Origin of the sequence: Microcoleus anatoxicus (assembly GCF_042465725.1) — a bacterium.
Lineage (GTDB): Bacteria > Cyanobacteriota > Cyanobacteriia > Cyanobacteriales > Microcoleaceae > Microcoleus > Microcoleus anatoxicus.
Map to the genome: position 1 here is coordinate 2,479,847 of NZ_CP120853.1, position 16,863 is coordinate 2,496,709.

The following is a 16,863-nucleotide window of genomic DNA, read 5'->3' on the forward strand; positions in this document are numbered from 1 at the left end:
GAGGAGGAACTTCAGGTTCAGTTATGCAAAAAACTGAAATCTTTACTACGTCTGGTTTAGGATCTAAGAATCACCGTCGCTTGGGCGCGGTGAGTGTCAAAAACTAATTTTTGCGACTTCACCAGCGGCAACATTAACAGTTTGTTGAATCTGACTTCCATCCACCTTTAACTGATAAGTTCCAGGATCAAGCTCGATCGCCCCAAACCATCCTTTACCATCCGCTCGGAGTTGACGCACCTTGCCATTACCATCGATCGCCTGCAATGTCAAGCTCGCGCCGTCGCAAGTTCGATCGCACCTTTGCAAATTACCCGCGATCGCACCCATAGTCGGCCGCGACTTCCAAGGCATATCGGGAATCTCCGCCGGAGTAGCCCACACAGGCTGAGTTTGAACAGTTCTGCCCGTAGCGCCGTCAACGTATTGACTAGGGTGGGACAGGGCGTTATAAAACCAATCATTACTCTGGGACACGAATTTCCAAGGCTGACGGGGCAAATCGCCACTACCGCCCGATCGCAGTTCGACATTAGCATAGACGTTGCTGCTAGCGTAGGAATACAGCACCGTACCTACGACTTGATTTCCTTTGGCAGATGGCGCTTCGGCGCGGCGAATCTGGGCTAGGGTGTCTTCAATGTAGTTGAGATAATTACCAGGTCCGATCGCAATTTGGCGGTGGTATTGGTGGTCTTTAGCGTACTCGATCCAATTATCGTAACCGCGCTTCTGCTGTGGTTTGTATTCGCGCTGATAGGTCATCGGCATCGCCATGTCGATAATACCTTCTTCCAGCCAAGCGCGCCAATCTTGCAGGACTTCTTTGTAAGGTTGCGTTTTATACCAACCTTCATCATTTTTCGGGCCGTCGCCCCAGGCGATCGTCGCCGCCGTCACTTTCACTCGCGGTTTAATCGCCAGGGCTTCTACATAAAGCTTCCGCACTAATTCCGTTACTCGATCGCGCCGCCACTGCATCCAGGCGGGATCGCTTGGTTTCGGTGTACCATTGCGCCCGTTTTGCTGGTTAAAACGGGCGATCGCAGTCGGATTGTAGCCCCAATCCGGCCCGCCGTAGCGCACGTAATCCAACTGTACGCCGTCCACATCGTAACGCTTCAGCAAGTCCAAATACACGGAAACAGTATAATCCAAGGCATCTGGATGGCCCGGATCGAGAAAACCTTTCGATTCCCCACCGTAAGTCAGCATCGCCCAATTGTCCCTTCCTGGAGCATTAGGTCCGTGTTGTTGCCAAACGTGACCCGCGGGCAGTTTACCGCCGGAAACTACTGGTAGCGTTACCATCCAAGCGTGGACTTCCATACCTGCGGCGTGGGCTTTGTCAATCAAATCTTGGAGTGGATCGAAACCGACGGGAACGTTAGGATCGAGGGTGCGTGGTTCGATCGCACTGGTGTAAAAAGCATCACCACGGCGGCGAACTTGGGCGACGATCGCATTGGCGTTAGCCAGTTTAGCATCTGCAATCAATTTGGTGACTTCTTGAGGTGTTTTGAAGCCCGGATTAAATGCGTCCACCCAGAAAGCTCGAAATTCCGAAGTTTGGGTTTGTGGGGGGGGATTTGCTATCGCGCGATTCGGAAACCAGTGTGATAACCAGCCTGGAGTCAGGAGAAAACTGATTGTTAAGCCGATCGAAAATAAGCTTGACAAAAAGAATGTTTTGGGTTTACGCATCAGAATTGTGTGAGAGAGCGTTTAACTGTCTGTTACGGACTATTGGTTTGAGAGTCCGGTTGACATTTTCGCACAATGTTATATTAAGTTGGCAAATAAGTAAAATCCTTATTGCAAAACACACGGTATGCAGGAAAAGGCGATCCTGCCTCTTACTCCCTTCCCCGTAGAAGATTTTATTTACTTCCTCTTTCTTCCTTCGTGTCCTTCGCGTCTTCGCGGTTCAATAACACTCATCCAATTTAGGCGAAAATAAGCTCAAGTAGAGATAGACTTTTTCTCAACAAATGATATCACCACATTTTCCAACACGAACCCTTCCGGCTGACAAAAACACAACTGCCAGCAATCTCCTAGAAAGAGTAGACTTGTTGCGCCCAGAAGCAACCCGGAAGTTGCAACAAAGCCAGAGAGGAGAAAAAGGACAATTTTTAACACCTTCATCCGTGGCAGTTTTAATGGCGAGAATGTTTGAATTTAACTGTCCCGATATATCGCTGTTAGATGCCGGTGCTGGTATTGGTTCGCTGCTAGCAGCAGTTGTTTGCGAGCTGTGTCAGCGCCCCGAAAAACCTCGTACCTTGCACATTACAGCTTATGAAATTGACATTATTTTGATTGAATATCTCAAACAAACTTTAGACTTGTGCAGTAGAGAATGTCACAGTGCAGGTATATCTTTTACCTATGATATTCGTCAACTAGATTTCATTCAAGACGCTGCTGATATGTTACACCCTAATCTATTTACACAGGCATTAAAGCTCGAATTTACCAATGCAATTATCAATCCTCCCTATACCAAGATTAATGCTAAATCCCAAGTCCGAAGTTTGCTTCGTTCTATAGGAGTAGAAACCAGTAATCTCTATGCTGGTTTTATAGTTGCCACCGCTCACTTACTCAAACCAAATGGTGAATTAGTATCGATTACTCCGCGTAGCTTTTGCAACGGTTTATACTTTCGAGATTTTCGCAAAGTATTGCTACAAATGATGGCTTTACGTCAATTACACATCTTTGAATCGCGACGGTTGCCCTTTGCCGATGATGCAGTTTTGCAAGAAACTATGATTGTTCGCGCTACCAAACAAATAGAAAAGCCAGATACTGTACTTGTCAACTCAAGCACAACTGCTGGCGATTACCTAATTTCATCTCACTCACTGCGCTATGACGAGCTAGTTAATCCTAGTGATTCAGAGCAATTTATTCGTATTTTGCCAAATTCTATAGACCAGAAAATAGTCTATAAAATGGCACAATTTAGTTTCACTCTCAAAGAACTATTTTTAACAGTCTCAACAGGCAAGGTTGTTGACTTTAGGGTTTTATCTGAATTGCGAATAGAACCAGATTATGGTACTGTTCCGCTGATTTATCCCGCCCACTTTTCTGCTGGTTATGTTGAATATCCCACACTAACGAAAAAACATCAAGCTTTAGCAGTTAACGATAAAACTGCTCCTTTGCTCGTTCCTAACGAACATTATGTTTTGGTCAAGCGTTTCTCATCTAAAGAAGAGAAAAAGCGAATCGTGGCAGTAGTTTGGGATGCTGACAAAATTAATAATTCTAGGGTGGGTTTTGAAAATCATTTGAATTACTTTCACAAACAGGGACGCGGACTAGACCTCATCCTCGCGCGAGGATTGGCAATTTATCTGAATTCCAACCTTGTAGATGGGTTTTTTCGACTCTTCAGCGGGCATACTCAAGTCAATGCTACAGATTTGCGGAGTTTGAAGTATCCTAGTCTAGAGCAATTACTCTTACTTGGTAATCAAATGGGAGAAATATTTCCGACACAATGCCAAATTGACGAACTTGTCGAAAAACAACTACTGAACGCAATAAATTAGTTATAAAATCACCAAATGACTAGCGAAAATCACATCAATGAAGCTTTAGAAATACTTGCAGCACTTGGCTTTCCAAAAGGGCAGCTTAACGAACGTTCAGCCTTAACCCTGCTTGCTTTGCTGGAGATCAAGCCAGCAGAATCATGGGATTTGGCAAAATCTCCACTGCTGGGAATAACACCAATCATGGACTTTATGAAGCAGCAATACGGTAAAAAATATGCAGCCAATACGCGAGAAACTGTTCGCCGTCAGACAGTGCATCAGTTTCTCGATGCAGGCTTGATTGTTGTGAATCCTGACAATCCAGAACGTCCGGTGAATAGTCCAAAAACGGCATATCAGATTGAAGAAAGTGCTTTAGAGCTACTGCGAACTTACGGCAGTTCTGATTGGGATAAAAATGTCCGCACTTACCTCGCATCTGTCGAAACTCTCAAACAAAGATATGCACAAGAGCGAGAAATGGCTCGGATTCCAATTACCATCGAAGGTGATGTCAAAACTCTTTCGCCCGGAGGTCATAACGTCTTAATATCAAAGATTGTGAGTGATTTTTCTTCTCGCTTTACTCCTGCTGGCAAGCTGATTTATGTCGGAGATACAGATGAAAAATTTGCTCATTTCAACGAAGCATCGCTCACTGCATTAGGAGTGACAATAGATGCTCACGGTAAGATGCCAGATGTAATTGTTCACTTTACGGCAAAAAACTGGTTGGTATTGATTGAAGCTGTGACTTCCCACGGGCCAATTAATCAAAAACGTAAAACTGAACTTGAAAAGCTTTTCAAAGGTTCCACAATTCCTCTGGTAATGGTGACATCTTTCCTCAGTCGCAAAGCAATGGCGGAATATTTATCTGATATTGCTTGGGAAACTGATGTTTGGGTAGCAGAAGACGCTACTCACCTTGTTCATTTTAACGGTCAGCATCTGTTGCAGGCTTATTCGACAAATGAGATAATTTCTGAGGCGCAATGATGTTAAGATACAAAGCTTATATTGCGGCCGTTGGTATCGCAATGCCATATACTGTGATGCAAGCAGTTTTACATACCGGAAAATGCCGATCGCACTCAGTAAATCTCATAAGCAACTAGGTAAAAAATCTTGGCAATGGAAAAAAAACATAACGCTGGATTGTGGGTATCAGTATTGTATTTCGCCCAAGGTCTCCCTTACACCGTTGTTAATTTAATGTCGGTGATTTTTTTGAAAGGTTTGGGAACCAGCAACGAACTGATCGGATTGACAAGTCTTTTGTCTTTTCCTTGGGTGTTAAAAGGTTTGTGGGGCCCCGTAGTTGATTTGTATTCAACTAAACGCAAGTGGATTTTAAACATGGAAATCCTTTGTGCTTTTTTGTTCGCTTTCCTAGCTTTTGGTGTGTTAACACCCCATCCTATCATTATATCGCTGGTCATTTTTACGGCCATTGCCTTTGTTTCGGCTACTCACGACATCGCCATTGACGGATTTTATTTAAACACGCTCAATAAAGACCAACAAGCACTATTTGTCGGCGTTCGCAACACGGCTTATAGAGGTGCTGTCATTGCCGGTAGCGGTGTCTTGGTTTTCTTGGCTGGTAAACTAGCAGAACAGTATTTAGTGACGGGAAATGGTACCGATACCAAAGTATATCAAGACATTCAGTTGTCTTTTTTGGGTTCGTCTTTTAACGTGACTGCCCTTAGCTACGGATGGGCGACAGCTTTTGGCATTTGTGCCATTATGTTTGTGCTGATTTATCTGTTTCAACGGTGGTATCTGCCCTATCCTAGAAATTATGCGGAGGAAGCGGGTGCACCTCGGCAAACCACCAGTTTTATGGAGTCATTTATCACCTATTTTCAGCAAGATAAAATTGGTTGGATTGTGGCTTATGTCTTGATTTTTAGATTGGGCGATGCCTTGACTTTTAAAATGGCTCCTCCATTTTTAATGGATAAAGTGGAAAAAGGAGGATTAGCGGTTTCTACCTCGGATATGGGCTTGTTATCGGGTACTTTAGGGGTAATGTTTCTGTTAATTGGAGGGCTGTTGGGGGGCTATTTGATTGCGAAACAAGGACTGAAAAAATGGATGTGGCCGACGGCTATTCTGCAAAATTCTACTAACGTGCTGTATTGGCTGTTGGCAATCAATCAACCGGGGATTGAATGGGCTTATGTCGTAAATTCGATCGAGCAATTTACTTACGGACTTGGCGTAGCAGCCTATACAGTGTTCCTGATGCGGACTGTCCGCCCGGAATATGAAGCCTCCCATTATGCAATTACCACCGCCTTCATGGCCGCGGGAGTGCTGATTCCGGGGGTTTTTAGTGGCTACTTGCAGGCGAATCTTGGCTATCAAAATTATTTCTTGATGAGTGCACTGGCTGTGATTCCAGGTATGATGACAATCTTCTTTTTGCCACTAGAAGATGAACCAAAATTAGCATCTATGCCCAGACCTGGACTGGACGATCCAGATTAATTTAGTAAAGGGCAGGCTGGTTGCCTGCCACACAATCAATATTTGGGGAGGTTTCTATTAAATGGAGATGAAATCCCTAGCTGTCAGAGTGTTGGCTTGAGGACCAATGAAACTAGCAAGAACTTCACCAGTGCTGGTAAATTGGATCAGAGTTGAAAAATCGCTGGCATTAACTGTCAGTTGGTTAAAGGTAAGACCTTTGGTCAAACCGATTAAATCTTCACCCTGTTGAAAGTCGATTATGGTGTCATTACCAGCCCCTATTCCTAACACGAACACGTCGCGTCCCGCGCCGCCAATTAACAGATCCGAACCGACTCCCCCAACGAGGGTATCGTCCCCTGTATCCCCGTTTAAATTATCATCTCCTTTGCCGCCGAATAGCTGGTCATTACCACTACCACCACTAATGATATCATTGTTACGATTGCCAGTGAGAGTATCGTTTCCCCCGTTGCCAACAATCACATCGTCCCCGGCAAAACCGGAGGCTGTATTGTTGGCATCGTCGCCTACTAAGTTATTAGGTTGAGAGAGAGCTAGAGCAGCTTGCATTCCACTAATAATTCCCAAAAAAGAGGCTCCGGGTGTGAGTCTCAATTGCTCTGTTGTGCTGCGTGATTTTAGTGCTGCTCCCTGTGCTGGCAAGGCAAAATCTAAGCCAGCTAATAGCTCTAAATAGTCGGAATCTGTGAAAGTAAAGTCAGGGCTGCTCAACTGGTTGACCGAGATTTCTGTCTGAATTAAACCTGGAGGGGGAGTTGTTAAGAGGCCTGATTGACTATGTTTATCTAGGACTAAGAGTGGATTGATAACCGGATCGGTAAATGTTTGTAAAATAACTTTTCCGGGCAGAAAAGCTTCTCCACCTAAACTCACAAAGTCGCCACTGACAATGTAGTGAGTTACATTTTTGCCTGCGCCCGCTTTTTGGGTAAATGTATTGACTGTATTTCGAGCAATTCCGGGGGAATTGAAAGTGACAACATCTCCGATCGCGGATGTGAATTCGGTGGCTGCTAGCTGGGTTAAAGCACCGCCCAAGCTGTGTCCCAGAACGTCTGGTGGTAGGCGGTTGGGGTTTTTTGTGGTATCTTGACTGATTTGTGTCAGCCAATTTCCTAATGCTTGTTTGTTGGCTTCAAATTGGTTGAAACCCACACCTCGCGTGTCTCCGAGTGCAACATCGTCGATCGCCGTATCACCGCCACGAAATACTAAAACTGGTGGTTTGTCTGGGGTGGTGGAGATTAAGCCGATCGCGTGAAATCCGGTGGTTGGATCGTCGAAGGTGCGATCGATTCGATAGCCAGCGGCGGTTAAACCACCTTGAACTACAGATTGTAACTGGGGGTTGTCATCTATATAAACTAATCGCTTGGCTATATTTTCGTAAACTGCGGGGGAAGAAGCCATATTTTTGTTATTTCCTTTATTTTGATTTGGGATTGCTGTTGGAGCTACTTAATTAAGTTTACACTAGCGATCGTTTAAGTAGAATAAAAAAGCAATAAGGAACAATGTTCAGACAGCAAGCTTTTTAGTCACCTCTATTTTGCCTTTAATTAAGTAGATTTACTTATGTACAATTTTCATGTGATTCAGGACTTTAGTGATTATCGCTCCCGATGATGACTAAAATCTTCACTAGGAACCAGAAATTATCTAAATCTGGACAAAATCTGGCCGCGAAATCTGACTTGCAGATACGCCAGTAATATTAGCAAGAATGGAGCCATTATTCAGGAGACTAATTAAAACTCCGTCATTACCTTGAGTAATTTTAATTTGAGCAAAAGTTAGACCCCGTGACAGTGCAATTAAATCTTGAGAGTCTTCAAAGTCTACGATCGTATCTGAGCCTCCACCGGATTCTAATACAAAACGATCGCGTCCACTGCCACCAATTAAAACATCGTTGCCCAACTCGCCGGCAATCAAATCGTCTCCGTCGCCTCCGTTTAAATAATCGTTATTTCTGCCGCCGTATAAGAAGTCGTCTCCGCCACCGCCAGTGATACTGTCGTTACCTCTATTGCCCCTGAGAGTATCGTTACCGCCGTTGCCGATAATCGTATCATCTCCACTGCCCCCGGTGGCTGCATTGTTGCGATCGTCTCCTAATAAATAGTTTGGTTGTAGGGGAGCTAAACCAATTTGAATATCTTTGATGAGTTCCACCAAAGAGAATTCTGGAGATGTTCTTAAACTTTCTGCACCTGCTCTGGTTCTGATTGCTATTGACACTTCTGGTAGGGCAAAGTTCATCGCCGCTATAAATTCATTAAAATCGGAGTCGTTGTTATAGGTAAATTCTGGACTGTTCAAGTCTTCTACAGAAATTTGCCTTTGGAAAAAACCTGCTGGGGGATTAGTGAGCAGCTTTTCTGAGCGATGCTTGGCTAAGACAGTTAGTGGATCAATATTGGGGTCTGTAAAAGTTTGAACAAATACTTTTCCTGGTAAAAATTGTTCGCCAAACAGGCTGATGATATCTCCGCTGACGATGTAGTGATTAACATTTTTGTTGCCAATTCTGGTCAAATTTTTATTGAAAGCATTGACTGTAGTCTTTGAGACTCCGGGAGAGTTGAAAGTAAATATATCGCCAGTAATCGAAGTAAATTCTGTGGCGACTATTTGAGCTATAGCACCGCCTGCACTGTGGCCGATCGCATCTGGCAATAACTGATTGGGATTTTGAGATGTATTTTTCCCGATTTCTTGGAGCCAGTTTTCGATCGCATCTTTGTTGTTTTCAAATTCGGCAAAACCAATGTTGCGCGAGTCGGAAAATATAGCATCGTCGCCGATAAAGTCGGTGCCCCGAAATACCAGAACGGGGGGGGTTTTGGGATCTACTGCACCGAAGCCGATCGCATACAGGCCTGTTTGGGGATCGTCGAAGATGCGATCGATATAGTAGCCGTTAGTGTCCAAAAAACGCGCAACTAGATTTTGCGAGTCTGGTCGATCGTTCAAATAAACAATTGATTTGGCTAGAGCTTCATAAACCGCAGGGGAGGAACTCATAATATTATGTTTGGTGTTTGTTGGTATTGAGGACCGCCCAGTCAGCGACCTAATTGTGCATTTAAATTAATTATAACCGCTCGCCTTTATATGGTATACTTTAAATTATCCAGTTCCAAATTAAGATTTTTGCGCTTATGACTATCATTCGTCAATACATTGCTCCATTGATAGCGGTATTAGTATTTTTCGCTGCCCTCGTAGCAGTGAGCGCTCGCATCTTTTTGCCGGCTGACATGGCGGCCCCAGCACCGATTGAGGAAGTGAGTCAAGAAAAGCAAGCGGCCTCGGTGCATCAGATTTTCTTGGGCTTCAACTATTCCCCGAACTGTGTGGGCTAATCAGATGTCGGGGGATCTGATACCGGGCTATAGGCTGCGATCGGGTTCTGGACTCGATCGGGCAATTTTGGTAAAGTTTATGCACCGGACTTACCGAGAGCTTTACCCAGATGGGGAATTGGGACATTTGGCTCAAACCGTTGAGCAATATTTTTCCAAGCAGACGCCGCTTTGGTTGGTGGAGTGTCAGAACAATATGGGGGAAGAGGAAGCAAATTTATCGGCACTTCCATCTTCTCAACCAAAGCCGAAATCTCAAGTTCAAAATCTCAAATCGGCTGTGGGATGTTTGTGGTTGGGAAATGCGATCGACCAATGCACCGGAGAACGCTACTCTCACATTTTTCTGCTGTATGTATCGCGGGAACACCGCCGTCTGGGAATCGGTAAGTCCTTAGTTAATCATGCGGAAAATTGGGCAAAAAAAAGGGGCGATCGACAAATTGGTTTGCAAGTATTTATGAGTAATCAGCCCGCATTGAATCTGTATCAAAAATTAGGATATAAAAGTCATTCCCTCTCGATGATAAAATCTCTATAATTGGTTAGTTGTTATTCGTTATTCCTGATTGGGGGCAGACAACAGACAACAGATAACAGCCAACCGACAACCGCCAACCGACAACCGCCAACCGACTGAGTTGCCCAGGAGCATCCTCAGTGCAGTAAAGTTTTTTTATGCACAATAACGACTACCCGATCGCCATTGATACCGACTTGGAACTGGAAAGCTATTTGGATCAACTCGAAGAATCCGAACCCCCGCTGCCAGATCCAGAGGAAATGCTGCCTTTACTCGAATCTCCAGAAGCTCAGCACCGAATGACGGCGGCGCGGGCTTTTTGCGAATTGCAAGACGATCGAGCAATTCCACATTTAATTATTTTGTTGAGAGATGGCTGCCCCTTAGTGCGGGTGAGCGCGGCCTATGCCTTGGGCAGAAATCCAAGTCCCGATGCTGTGGAACCCCTGATTGACCAACTAAACCGGGATTGGAACGGTTACGTTCGCAAAGGAGTAGTTTGGGCTCTGGGCAATTGCCGGGATCATCGCGCTTTAGTACCTTTAATTGATGCTTTGAAAACTGATATTTCAGCGGTGCGTTTGTGGGCCGCCAGTTCCCTTGGTCAGATGGCAAAGGTTGGTTACTATGTGGTGATTGCTGCGATTCCGCCCTTGATTCAATCGCTGCGCCGAGATGCTGTGTCTGCTGTGCGAAGTAACTCTGCTTGGGCGATCGGGCAACTAGCCCGCGAATTGCCGAATAATGTAGTGTATGCCGGGGCGATCGATGCTTTGATCGAAGCTTTAGAAGAAGACGAAGATATGGGCGTGCGAGAAGATGCTAAATCTTCGCTGTTGCGAGTCGGCGATCCGCGCGGTTTGCAGATAATTGAAGACTTGGAAATGGAAGGAAATTTTTGAAATAATTAGTACAATAAAACACTATAGCCCTTCTCAGTCATCTTCACATTCTATGGTTGCCCAACACTTCTACATCTCCCCCGAAGACTACCTAGAAGCTGAGCGTGTCAGCCCCATCAAGCACGAGTACCGTCGGGGGCGTGTCTACGCCATGGCTGGGGCTAAAAAACCCCATGTGGTGATTGCTGGCAATCTATCGTCACTGCTCAATGTTCATCTGAAAGAGCAGCCGTGTCTTGTCATGGCATCAGATATTAAGGTGAGGCTAGAAACGGCAGACTGTTACTATTACCCCGATGTTGTTGTGACTTGCCATCCAGAGGACATCACGACCACCGAGGATTTTATCCGCTACCCTAAACTGATTATTGAAGTGTTATCAAAATCGACGGCAAATTTTGATAGTACGGAAAAGTTTGCCGATTACCAAACCTGTTCCACATTAGAAGACTATGTGTTAGTCAGTCAGACTCAGCAACATATCGTTCATTACACCCTTAAGGATGGTCTATGGCTGCGACATGAAGTGACAGATAGAGTAGGGGTAGAACGATCGCAGTTTCTCTATTTGCCGAGTGTTGATTGTGAGTTAACCCTGCCAGATATCTATCGCAAAGTACCAGGTATTGAAGCCTAGATTGATATACTCACCACCCGCTTCCGCGAACAAGAAAAGCCGTCCTAGAAGAACGGGTTTTTAAACCCAGTTTTCTGATAAAAAAGGATGCTCCCCTCAGATGTCTGATAAGTCCTAATGCTAATCTAACAAGTCAGGTTCCCGACGCACTATCATATCGTAAAGCGGTTGAAAGCTAAACCATCCCATACGGTGCGAGCCTACTTGCTGCTGAGTTAAATGCGCGTATTCTGGTTTGATTAAAATCGGTTTTCCCGCTGCTTCTGCCATTAATTGCGCTTGACAACAACGTTCCATGGCAATAAACCACCAAGCCGCTTCATCTACTGTTTCACCCACTGTTAACAGTCCGTGATTTTGGAGAATAATCGCTTTTTTATCACCTAAACTTTTGGCAATGCGTTTAGCTTCTTCGATTTCCAAAACAACTCCGGTGTAATCGTCAAATAAAGCGTGGTCTTGGTAAAAAGAACAAGCATCTTGCGTTAGGGGGTCTAGCAGGCGACCCAAACTCGACCAACTTTTACCGTAGGGGGAATGGGCGTGGGCTGCGGCAATTACGTCGGGACGGGCGCTATGGACTTGGGAATGAATGGCAAAAGCGGCTTCGTTTACGGGTTTATTTCCTTCTACAACTTCGCCTTTGTGATTGACTAAAATTAGGTCGCTGACTCGAATTAAACTGAAGTGCATTCCAAAGGAATTGACCCAAAAATGGTCTAGGTGTTCGGGATCGCGGACGGTAATATGTCCGGCAATTCCTTCACTGAATCCGAAGCGGGCAAATAATCGAAATGCTGCTGCTAGACGCTGTTTGCGGTGGCTGCGTTCGGCTTCTATTGAGTTGAAGGTTGGGGGTTGAATTGTGACTTTGGGAACTTTGATTGCGACCATATATTTTGTGATTGGTAATGGGGAACGGGGCATTGGAAATGGGGAATTGGGCCTTGGGAATTTTCTTCTTTCTGCCCTCGGACTTCTTTCCATCCGTTACATTCCTTACATAATCCGTTGCCGAACTTCTTCGCTGAGGCGTAAACCTGCGATGTTTTTGCAGTCAAAGGTGGCGTTGTTGCCGGGGTGGCGTTCGATTAATTCGATGATTTGTCCGGCGGGGTTTTGCAGGAACCACTGAGTTAACGAGCTGGAATTTAGAGGCTGCTGGGATAGGGGTTTGAAGTTTTTCTTGTGCCATATTATAGCAGCATTTTGCACGTTTTCGACTCGAATCGCTACATGGTGAACTGCTTCTAATCCTCTTTGTTGTTGGAAGCGGTATGTTTGGTCGCCTGCTGCGTGGGGTGCATCTAATACGACTAAGCCGCCGGCTGGCATTAATAAGGTCATTAAATGCAGCCACAAATCCGAGGGAATATTAATGTTTTCCGCACAAAAGTTAATGGGAAATAAGTCTGGTCCTTCGACTGTTTTTGCGCCGAATGGGCGGAAAGATTGGGCGTATTTTTCTAAGGCTGTGCGACTGGGAAATGTGATGACAAAGTGGTCGATCCAAACAGGTTCTTCGTACAGGTTTGTCTCAAAATTCCAGTTGGTTAAAAATTCAGGTTTTGTAAATTCTGGGTTGAGTTCCAGCAAGCCATTTTTTTCGATGAAAGGTGAGTCAAAATGGCATTCCAAGTTGCGATCGACTTCTGGGGTTTTCAGCTTTAAGTTTTTCATGTGTTTGACCCGATGTTGACTAGGCAAAACTGCGAATTTTTTCTACAGGCTGAACAGGATGCACAATTTATGCTTTACATCTTAAAACTAACACAATTTTTAATATTTGCCAGTAATTCGCCTGTTCATGTGCCGATCGCATTTCCAGCCAGCCACGCCGTAGTCCAAGCACTTTGGAAGTTGAAACCACCTGTTACGCCGTCGATATCCAAGATTTCCCCAGCAAAGTAAAGTCCCCGACAGCGGCGACTTTCCATTGTTTTGAAATCGACTTCTTTTAAGTTAACGCCCCCACAGGTGACGAATTCTTCCTTAAATGCGCCTTTTCCTGTTATCTGATATTCGCCTTGGACGAGCTCTTGGAGGAGTTTGTCGAGGGTTTTATTGGAGATATCAGCCCAGCGTTTTGGCTCGTCAATGCCGATCGCACTTGTCAAACGTTCCCACAGGCGACGCGGAATCGGAAACGGACAACTAGAGACAACCAATCGGTGGGACAACTGGGACTTCACCCCTAACAATTGCTGTCGCAAAACTTCTGGGTTGTACTGGGGAAGCCAATTGATGAATAAAGAGGCTCGATAATGGCGATCGTGCAAAAATCTCGCACCCCAAGCCGAAAGTTTGAGGACAGCAGGCCCACTCACACCCCAGTGAGTAATTAACAAAGGCCCGCTTTGTTCTAATTTTGCTCCTGGCAATTTTACCTTAGCATTAGCAACAGAAACGCCAGCTAAATCTTGAATTCGGCTATCAGAAATGTTAAAAGTAAATAGAGAAGGAACAGGCGGTTCGATGGTGTGACCTAAATCTTTTGCCCACTTGAAACCAGAGGGATTGCTACCAGTAGCCAGAAGCAGGCGATCGCACTTTAATTGCTCCCCCGACTTAAACACAATTTCAAACCTAGGGGCGGTGTCCCCGCGGTCAGTGAGCGAAGCCGAACTGTGCGGGCCCTCCCCGATATCCGAGGTTAATTTCTTGACTAAAACTACCGCATCACCAGTGCGAATTTGCACCCCAGCATCCTCAGCGGCCCGGATCAAACAATTAACAATTGTCGCCGAATCATCTGTAACCGGAAACATTCGCCCGTCCGCTTCTGTCTTTAATGTCACCGAATGACTAGCAAACCATTCCACAGTATCGCGAGGTTGAAATCGAGTAAATGCACCGCGTAGAGCTTTCCCTCCTCTGGGGTAATTCTGCACTAAAATAGCAGGGTCAAAACAAGCATGAGTTGTGTTGCAGCGCCCGCCACCAGAGATGCGAACTTTTGCCAGGAGTTGCCTCCCAGCTTCTAATAAAGTGACGCGGGCTTGGGGGTACATTTTAGCACAAGTAATTGCACTAAAAAAACCCGCAGCACCGCCACCGACCACTGTAATTTTAAGGCTTCGATTTGACAATTCTTTTCTCGCTTATTCTGGTTCAAAATCGGATTTTTGTGCCCCGCAAGTGGGACAAACCCAATCATCGGGGATATCCTCAAAGGCAGTACCGGGAGCTATTCCCGATTCCGGGTCGCCGACTTCTGGGTCATAGACGTAATTGCAAATTGTACAGAGGTATTTTTGCATTGAGCCACTGAGTTTGAGCTGGTAAATATCTATATTGTACTTGACAAAGTAACATTAGTATTATAATGATACCAATTTTAAAAAAGAATGCAACAGTAGTCTTGTCCCTCCCCTTTATAAGGGGGGGTTAGGGGGGGTCAAAGATTGTTACACGATTTTAGATAAATGGTATGATTTTCCCATAGCACCCTTCTTTAGGCAAGTTTTCAACTATTACACATTCTGTTTTTCCCAATCTACCATCTAAAATTGCACAAGCCCCCAGAACCGAAGTTCTAGAGGCTAAACTCTATCTTTTATTAATTTACCACTTTCTGGGAACTAGACTTTGACTAAAGGCTTGGTCCAAACGCCATGTTCGTCTTCTTCGTACTGCTGATGCAGCTAGCACCTTTATTTCCAGTTGTTCACCCGATTCTCAAAACAGCTTTTCCCGGATGCTTGTGGACGGGAGATGTCAACAGTCGCAAAATTGCCCTAACTTTTGATGACGGACCGCACCGACAGCACACGCCTCAACTGTTAAAAGTTTTAGACAAATATAATATTACAGCTAGTTTTTTCTGGCTGGGTTTTTGCGTTGACAGACACCCCGAAGTGGCTAAACAAGTTTGCGATCGCGGACACTGGATCGGTCTCCACGGCTACCAACACGTAGCCTTTCCCAAACTCAAACCACAGGAATTAAAGCAAAGTTTAGAAGATACGCAAAAAGCTATTTCCAAAGCTTGCAATTTCGACCCCAAATTAATCCGCGATGTGCGGCCTCCCAATGGCTTTTTTACCCCTCAAACACTCCAGTTACTAAAACAGTGGGAATATCGGCCTGTGATGTGGAGTGTTGTCCCGGAAGATTGGGTACGGCCGGGGGTTGCGACAGTTGTCAACCGCGTCATGGAGCAAACTGGAAACGGTTCAATTATTGTACTGCATGACGGTTATTGCGGTGGCGAAGATGTGGCGGCGGCTGCGGCAAAAATTATTCCCTTGCTTTTGGCAAGAGGTTATAATTTTGTTAGCATAGAGCAACTTTGGCAACAGGTCAAAAATTAACTCATTTCAGCATTAATTCATGAAAAAAGCACTGTTTATTGCATCTATTGGTTTTTTGAGTGCCGGAAGGGCGATCGATCTGATGCCTGCTGTCGTTATTGCACAGCCTCCAATTGTAGCACAGCAGCCGCCAGCTACGGACAACTCCATGCCCATTCGCACCTCCCAACCCCCTCAAATCCAAATCATCAACCTGGGAGCAGAACCGCGACAGCAAATGCGTTTAAAACCCGCTCTGAATGTCAAGCAAACAACCTTGATGACTATAAAAATGGGCATGAAAATATCTGCTAGCGGTCAGTCTTCCCAGGAAATAAAAATCCCCACATCGGTGGTGACTATGGAAACCGAAGCTACTAAGATTGATGCCAATGGCGATATTCACTATCAGTTTTCTTACACTAAGGCAGATGTCACTAGCGATAGTACAAATGCTCCCGCCACGGCGCTCGAAAGTATGCGTTCCGCAGTCAAAAAACTGGTAGGATTGAAAGGAGCTTTCATCATGGACAGTCGCGGCTTCACCAAAGGAGGTGAGTTTATTGTGCCAGCAGGAGCTGATAATAACTTTAAGCAAATAGTTAGACAAATGTCTCAATCTATAGAGCAACTTTCAGTGCAACTGCCGGCAGAAGCAGTCGGCAAAGGAGCTAAATGGAGATTGAATTTTCCGCTGAATTCTAACGGAATTAATATCAACAATATTGCCACTTATGAATTGATGAGTTTTCAAGACGGAGTTGCCGTTTTGAATATAGGTTTAGAACAGCAAGCAAAACCCCAAAGTGTCAACTCGCCTCAACTTCCTGCCGGCTCTAATATAAATCTCCAATCTTTGGCTTCTCAAGGTAGGGGAGAATCCACAATCCGGTTGGATAAATTAATGCCTGTTCGCTCTGCTGTTTCTATGAATTCCAATAGCGAAATGAGTGTTAAAAGGGCTGGTAGTCCTCAAGAAGCGACAATAAAAACTCAATTGGCGATGGAGATTACTTTAGATTCTCAATAAGTGCTAAATCAGGGTAGAATACCTAATACTATGTAAACCTTGCGTAAGTTTCGAT

General features: G+C 45.0%; 16 protein-coding genes. 9 read left to right on the forward strand and 7 right to left on the reverse strand.

The annotated features are described in order from the left end of the window. Positions 1–96: 96 nt before the first annotated feature. Positions 97–1,704 (reverse strand): family 10 glycosylhydrolase, encoded by a 1,608-nt coding sequence (locus tag P2A85_RS10810; protein WP_377479602.1) that lies wholly within the window; start codon positions 1,702–1,704, stop codon positions 97–99. A 287-nt stretch (positions 1,705–1,991) separates the two neighbouring features. On the opposite strand from P2A85_RS10810, the gene P2A85_RS10815 reads away from it, so the two are divergent. The 3 genes from P2A85_RS10815 to P2A85_RS10825 all read left to right on the forward strand — a co-directional run bounded on the left by P2A85_RS10815 (position 1,992) and on the right by P2A85_RS10825 (position 6,050). Next, positions 1,992–3,566 carry an Eco57I restriction-modification methylase domain-containing protein gene (locus P2A85_RS10815; protein ID WP_377479604.1) on the forward strand — a complete coding sequence of 525 codons (1,575 nt, stop codon included), beginning with the start codon at positions 1,992–1,994 and terminating at the stop codon, positions 3,564–3,566. Positions 3,567–3,581: 15 nt separating this feature from the next. Then, positions 3,582–4,550 (forward strand): BsuBI/PstI family type II restriction endonuclease, encoded by a 969-nt coding sequence (locus P2A85_RS10820; protein ID WP_377479607.1) that lies wholly within the window; start codon positions 3,582–3,584, stop codon positions 4,548–4,550. 135 nt (positions 4,551–4,685) lie between these two features. After that, positions 4,686–6,050, forward strand: coding sequence for an MFS transporter (locus P2A85_RS10825; RefSeq protein WP_377479610.1), 1,365 nt, complete (start codon positions 4,686–4,688; stop codon positions 6,048–6,050). A gap of 57 nt (positions 6,051–6,107) precedes the next feature. Here the strand turns inward: P2A85_RS10825 and P2A85_RS10830 are convergent, their stop codons facing one another. Together P2A85_RS10830 and P2A85_RS10835 are read right to left on the reverse strand one after the other, a co-directional pair. Beyond that, on the reverse strand, positions 6,108–7,466 hold the full coding sequence (locus P2A85_RS10830; protein ID WP_377479613.1) for a calcium-binding protein: 1,359 nt from the start codon (positions 7,464–7,466) through the stop codon (positions 6,108–6,110). A 249-nt stretch (positions 7,467–7,715) separates the two neighbouring features. Then, positions 7,716–9,083 carry a calcium-binding protein gene (locus P2A85_RS10835; RefSeq protein ID WP_377479616.1) on the reverse strand — a complete coding sequence of 456 codons (1,368 nt, stop codon included), beginning with the start codon at positions 9,081–9,083 and terminating at the stop codon, positions 7,716–7,718. Positions 9,084–9,220: 137 nt separating this feature from the next. Here P2A85_RS10835 and P2A85_RS10840 point away from each other — a divergent pair, with 137 nt between their 5' ends. From P2A85_RS10840 to P2A85_RS10855, 4 genes are all read left to right on the forward strand, one after another. After that, complete coding sequence (locus tag P2A85_RS10840) at positions 9,221–9,424, forward strand: hypothetical protein (protein WP_371123266.1); 204 nt, start codon at positions 9,221–9,223, stop codon at positions 9,422–9,424. Positions 9,425–9,428: 4 nt separating this feature from the next. After that, complete coding sequence (locus P2A85_RS10845) at positions 9,429–9,965, forward strand: GNAT family N-acetyltransferase (protein ID WP_377479619.1); 537 nt, start codon at positions 9,429–9,431, stop codon at positions 9,963–9,965. A gap of 137 nt (positions 9,966–10,102) precedes the next feature. Then, the gene (locus tag P2A85_RS10850) at positions 10,103–10,849 is read left to right on the forward strand and encodes a HEAT repeat domain-containing protein (protein WP_377479622.1); all 747 of its coding nucleotides are present in this window, start codon (positions 10,103–10,105) and stop codon (positions 10,847–10,849) included. Positions 10,850–10,901: 52 nt separating this feature from the next. Beyond that, entirely contained in the window at positions 10,902–11,486 is a 585-nt protein-coding gene (locus tag P2A85_RS10855; RefSeq protein ID WP_377479625.1) for a Uma2 family endonuclease, read from the forward strand. A 120-nt stretch (positions 11,487–11,606) separates the two neighbouring features. On the opposite strand, the gene P2A85_RS10860 is transcribed toward P2A85_RS10855, so the two are convergent. The 4 genes from P2A85_RS10860 to rd form a co-directional block, all read right to left on the reverse strand. Beyond that, positions 11,607–12,380, reverse strand: coding sequence for a class II aldolase/adducin family protein (locus P2A85_RS10860; RefSeq protein ID WP_377479628.1), 774 nt, complete (start codon positions 12,378–12,380; stop codon positions 11,607–11,609). A 105-nt stretch (positions 12,381–12,485) separates the two neighbouring features. Continuing rightward, entirely contained in the window at positions 12,486–13,166 is a 681-nt protein-coding gene (locus tag P2A85_RS10865) for a hypothetical protein (RefSeq protein ID WP_377479631.1), read from the reverse strand. Positions 13,167–13,291: 125 nt separating this feature from the next. Next, positions 13,292–14,575, reverse strand: a complete 1,284-nt coding sequence (locus P2A85_RS10870) for an NAD(P)/FAD-dependent oxidoreductase (protein ID WP_377479634.1) — start codon at positions 14,573–14,575, stop codon at positions 13,292–13,294. A gap of 12 nt (positions 14,576–14,587) precedes the next feature. Further along, positions 14,588–14,746: a rubredoxin gene (rd, locus tag P2A85_RS10875; protein ID WP_341732968.1), complete on the reverse strand. Its 159-nt coding sequence runs from the start codon at positions 14,744–14,746 to the stop codon at positions 14,588–14,590. A gap of 378 nt (positions 14,747–15,124) precedes the next feature. Here rd and P2A85_RS10880 point away from each other — a divergent pair, with 378 nt between their 5' ends. Continuing rightward, positions 15,125–15,799 carry a polysaccharide deacetylase family protein gene (locus P2A85_RS10880; RefSeq protein ID WP_377481422.1) on the forward strand — a complete coding sequence of 225 codons (675 nt, stop codon included), beginning with the start codon at positions 15,125–15,127 and terminating at the stop codon, positions 15,797–15,799. A 19-nt stretch (positions 15,800–15,818) separates the two neighbouring features. Continuing rightward, a complete protein-coding gene (locus P2A85_RS10885) occupies positions 15,819–16,808 on the forward strand; it encodes a DUF6263 family protein (protein ID WP_377479637.1) in 990 nt (329 codons plus the stop codon). Positions 16,809–16,863 lie beyond the last annotated feature (55 nt).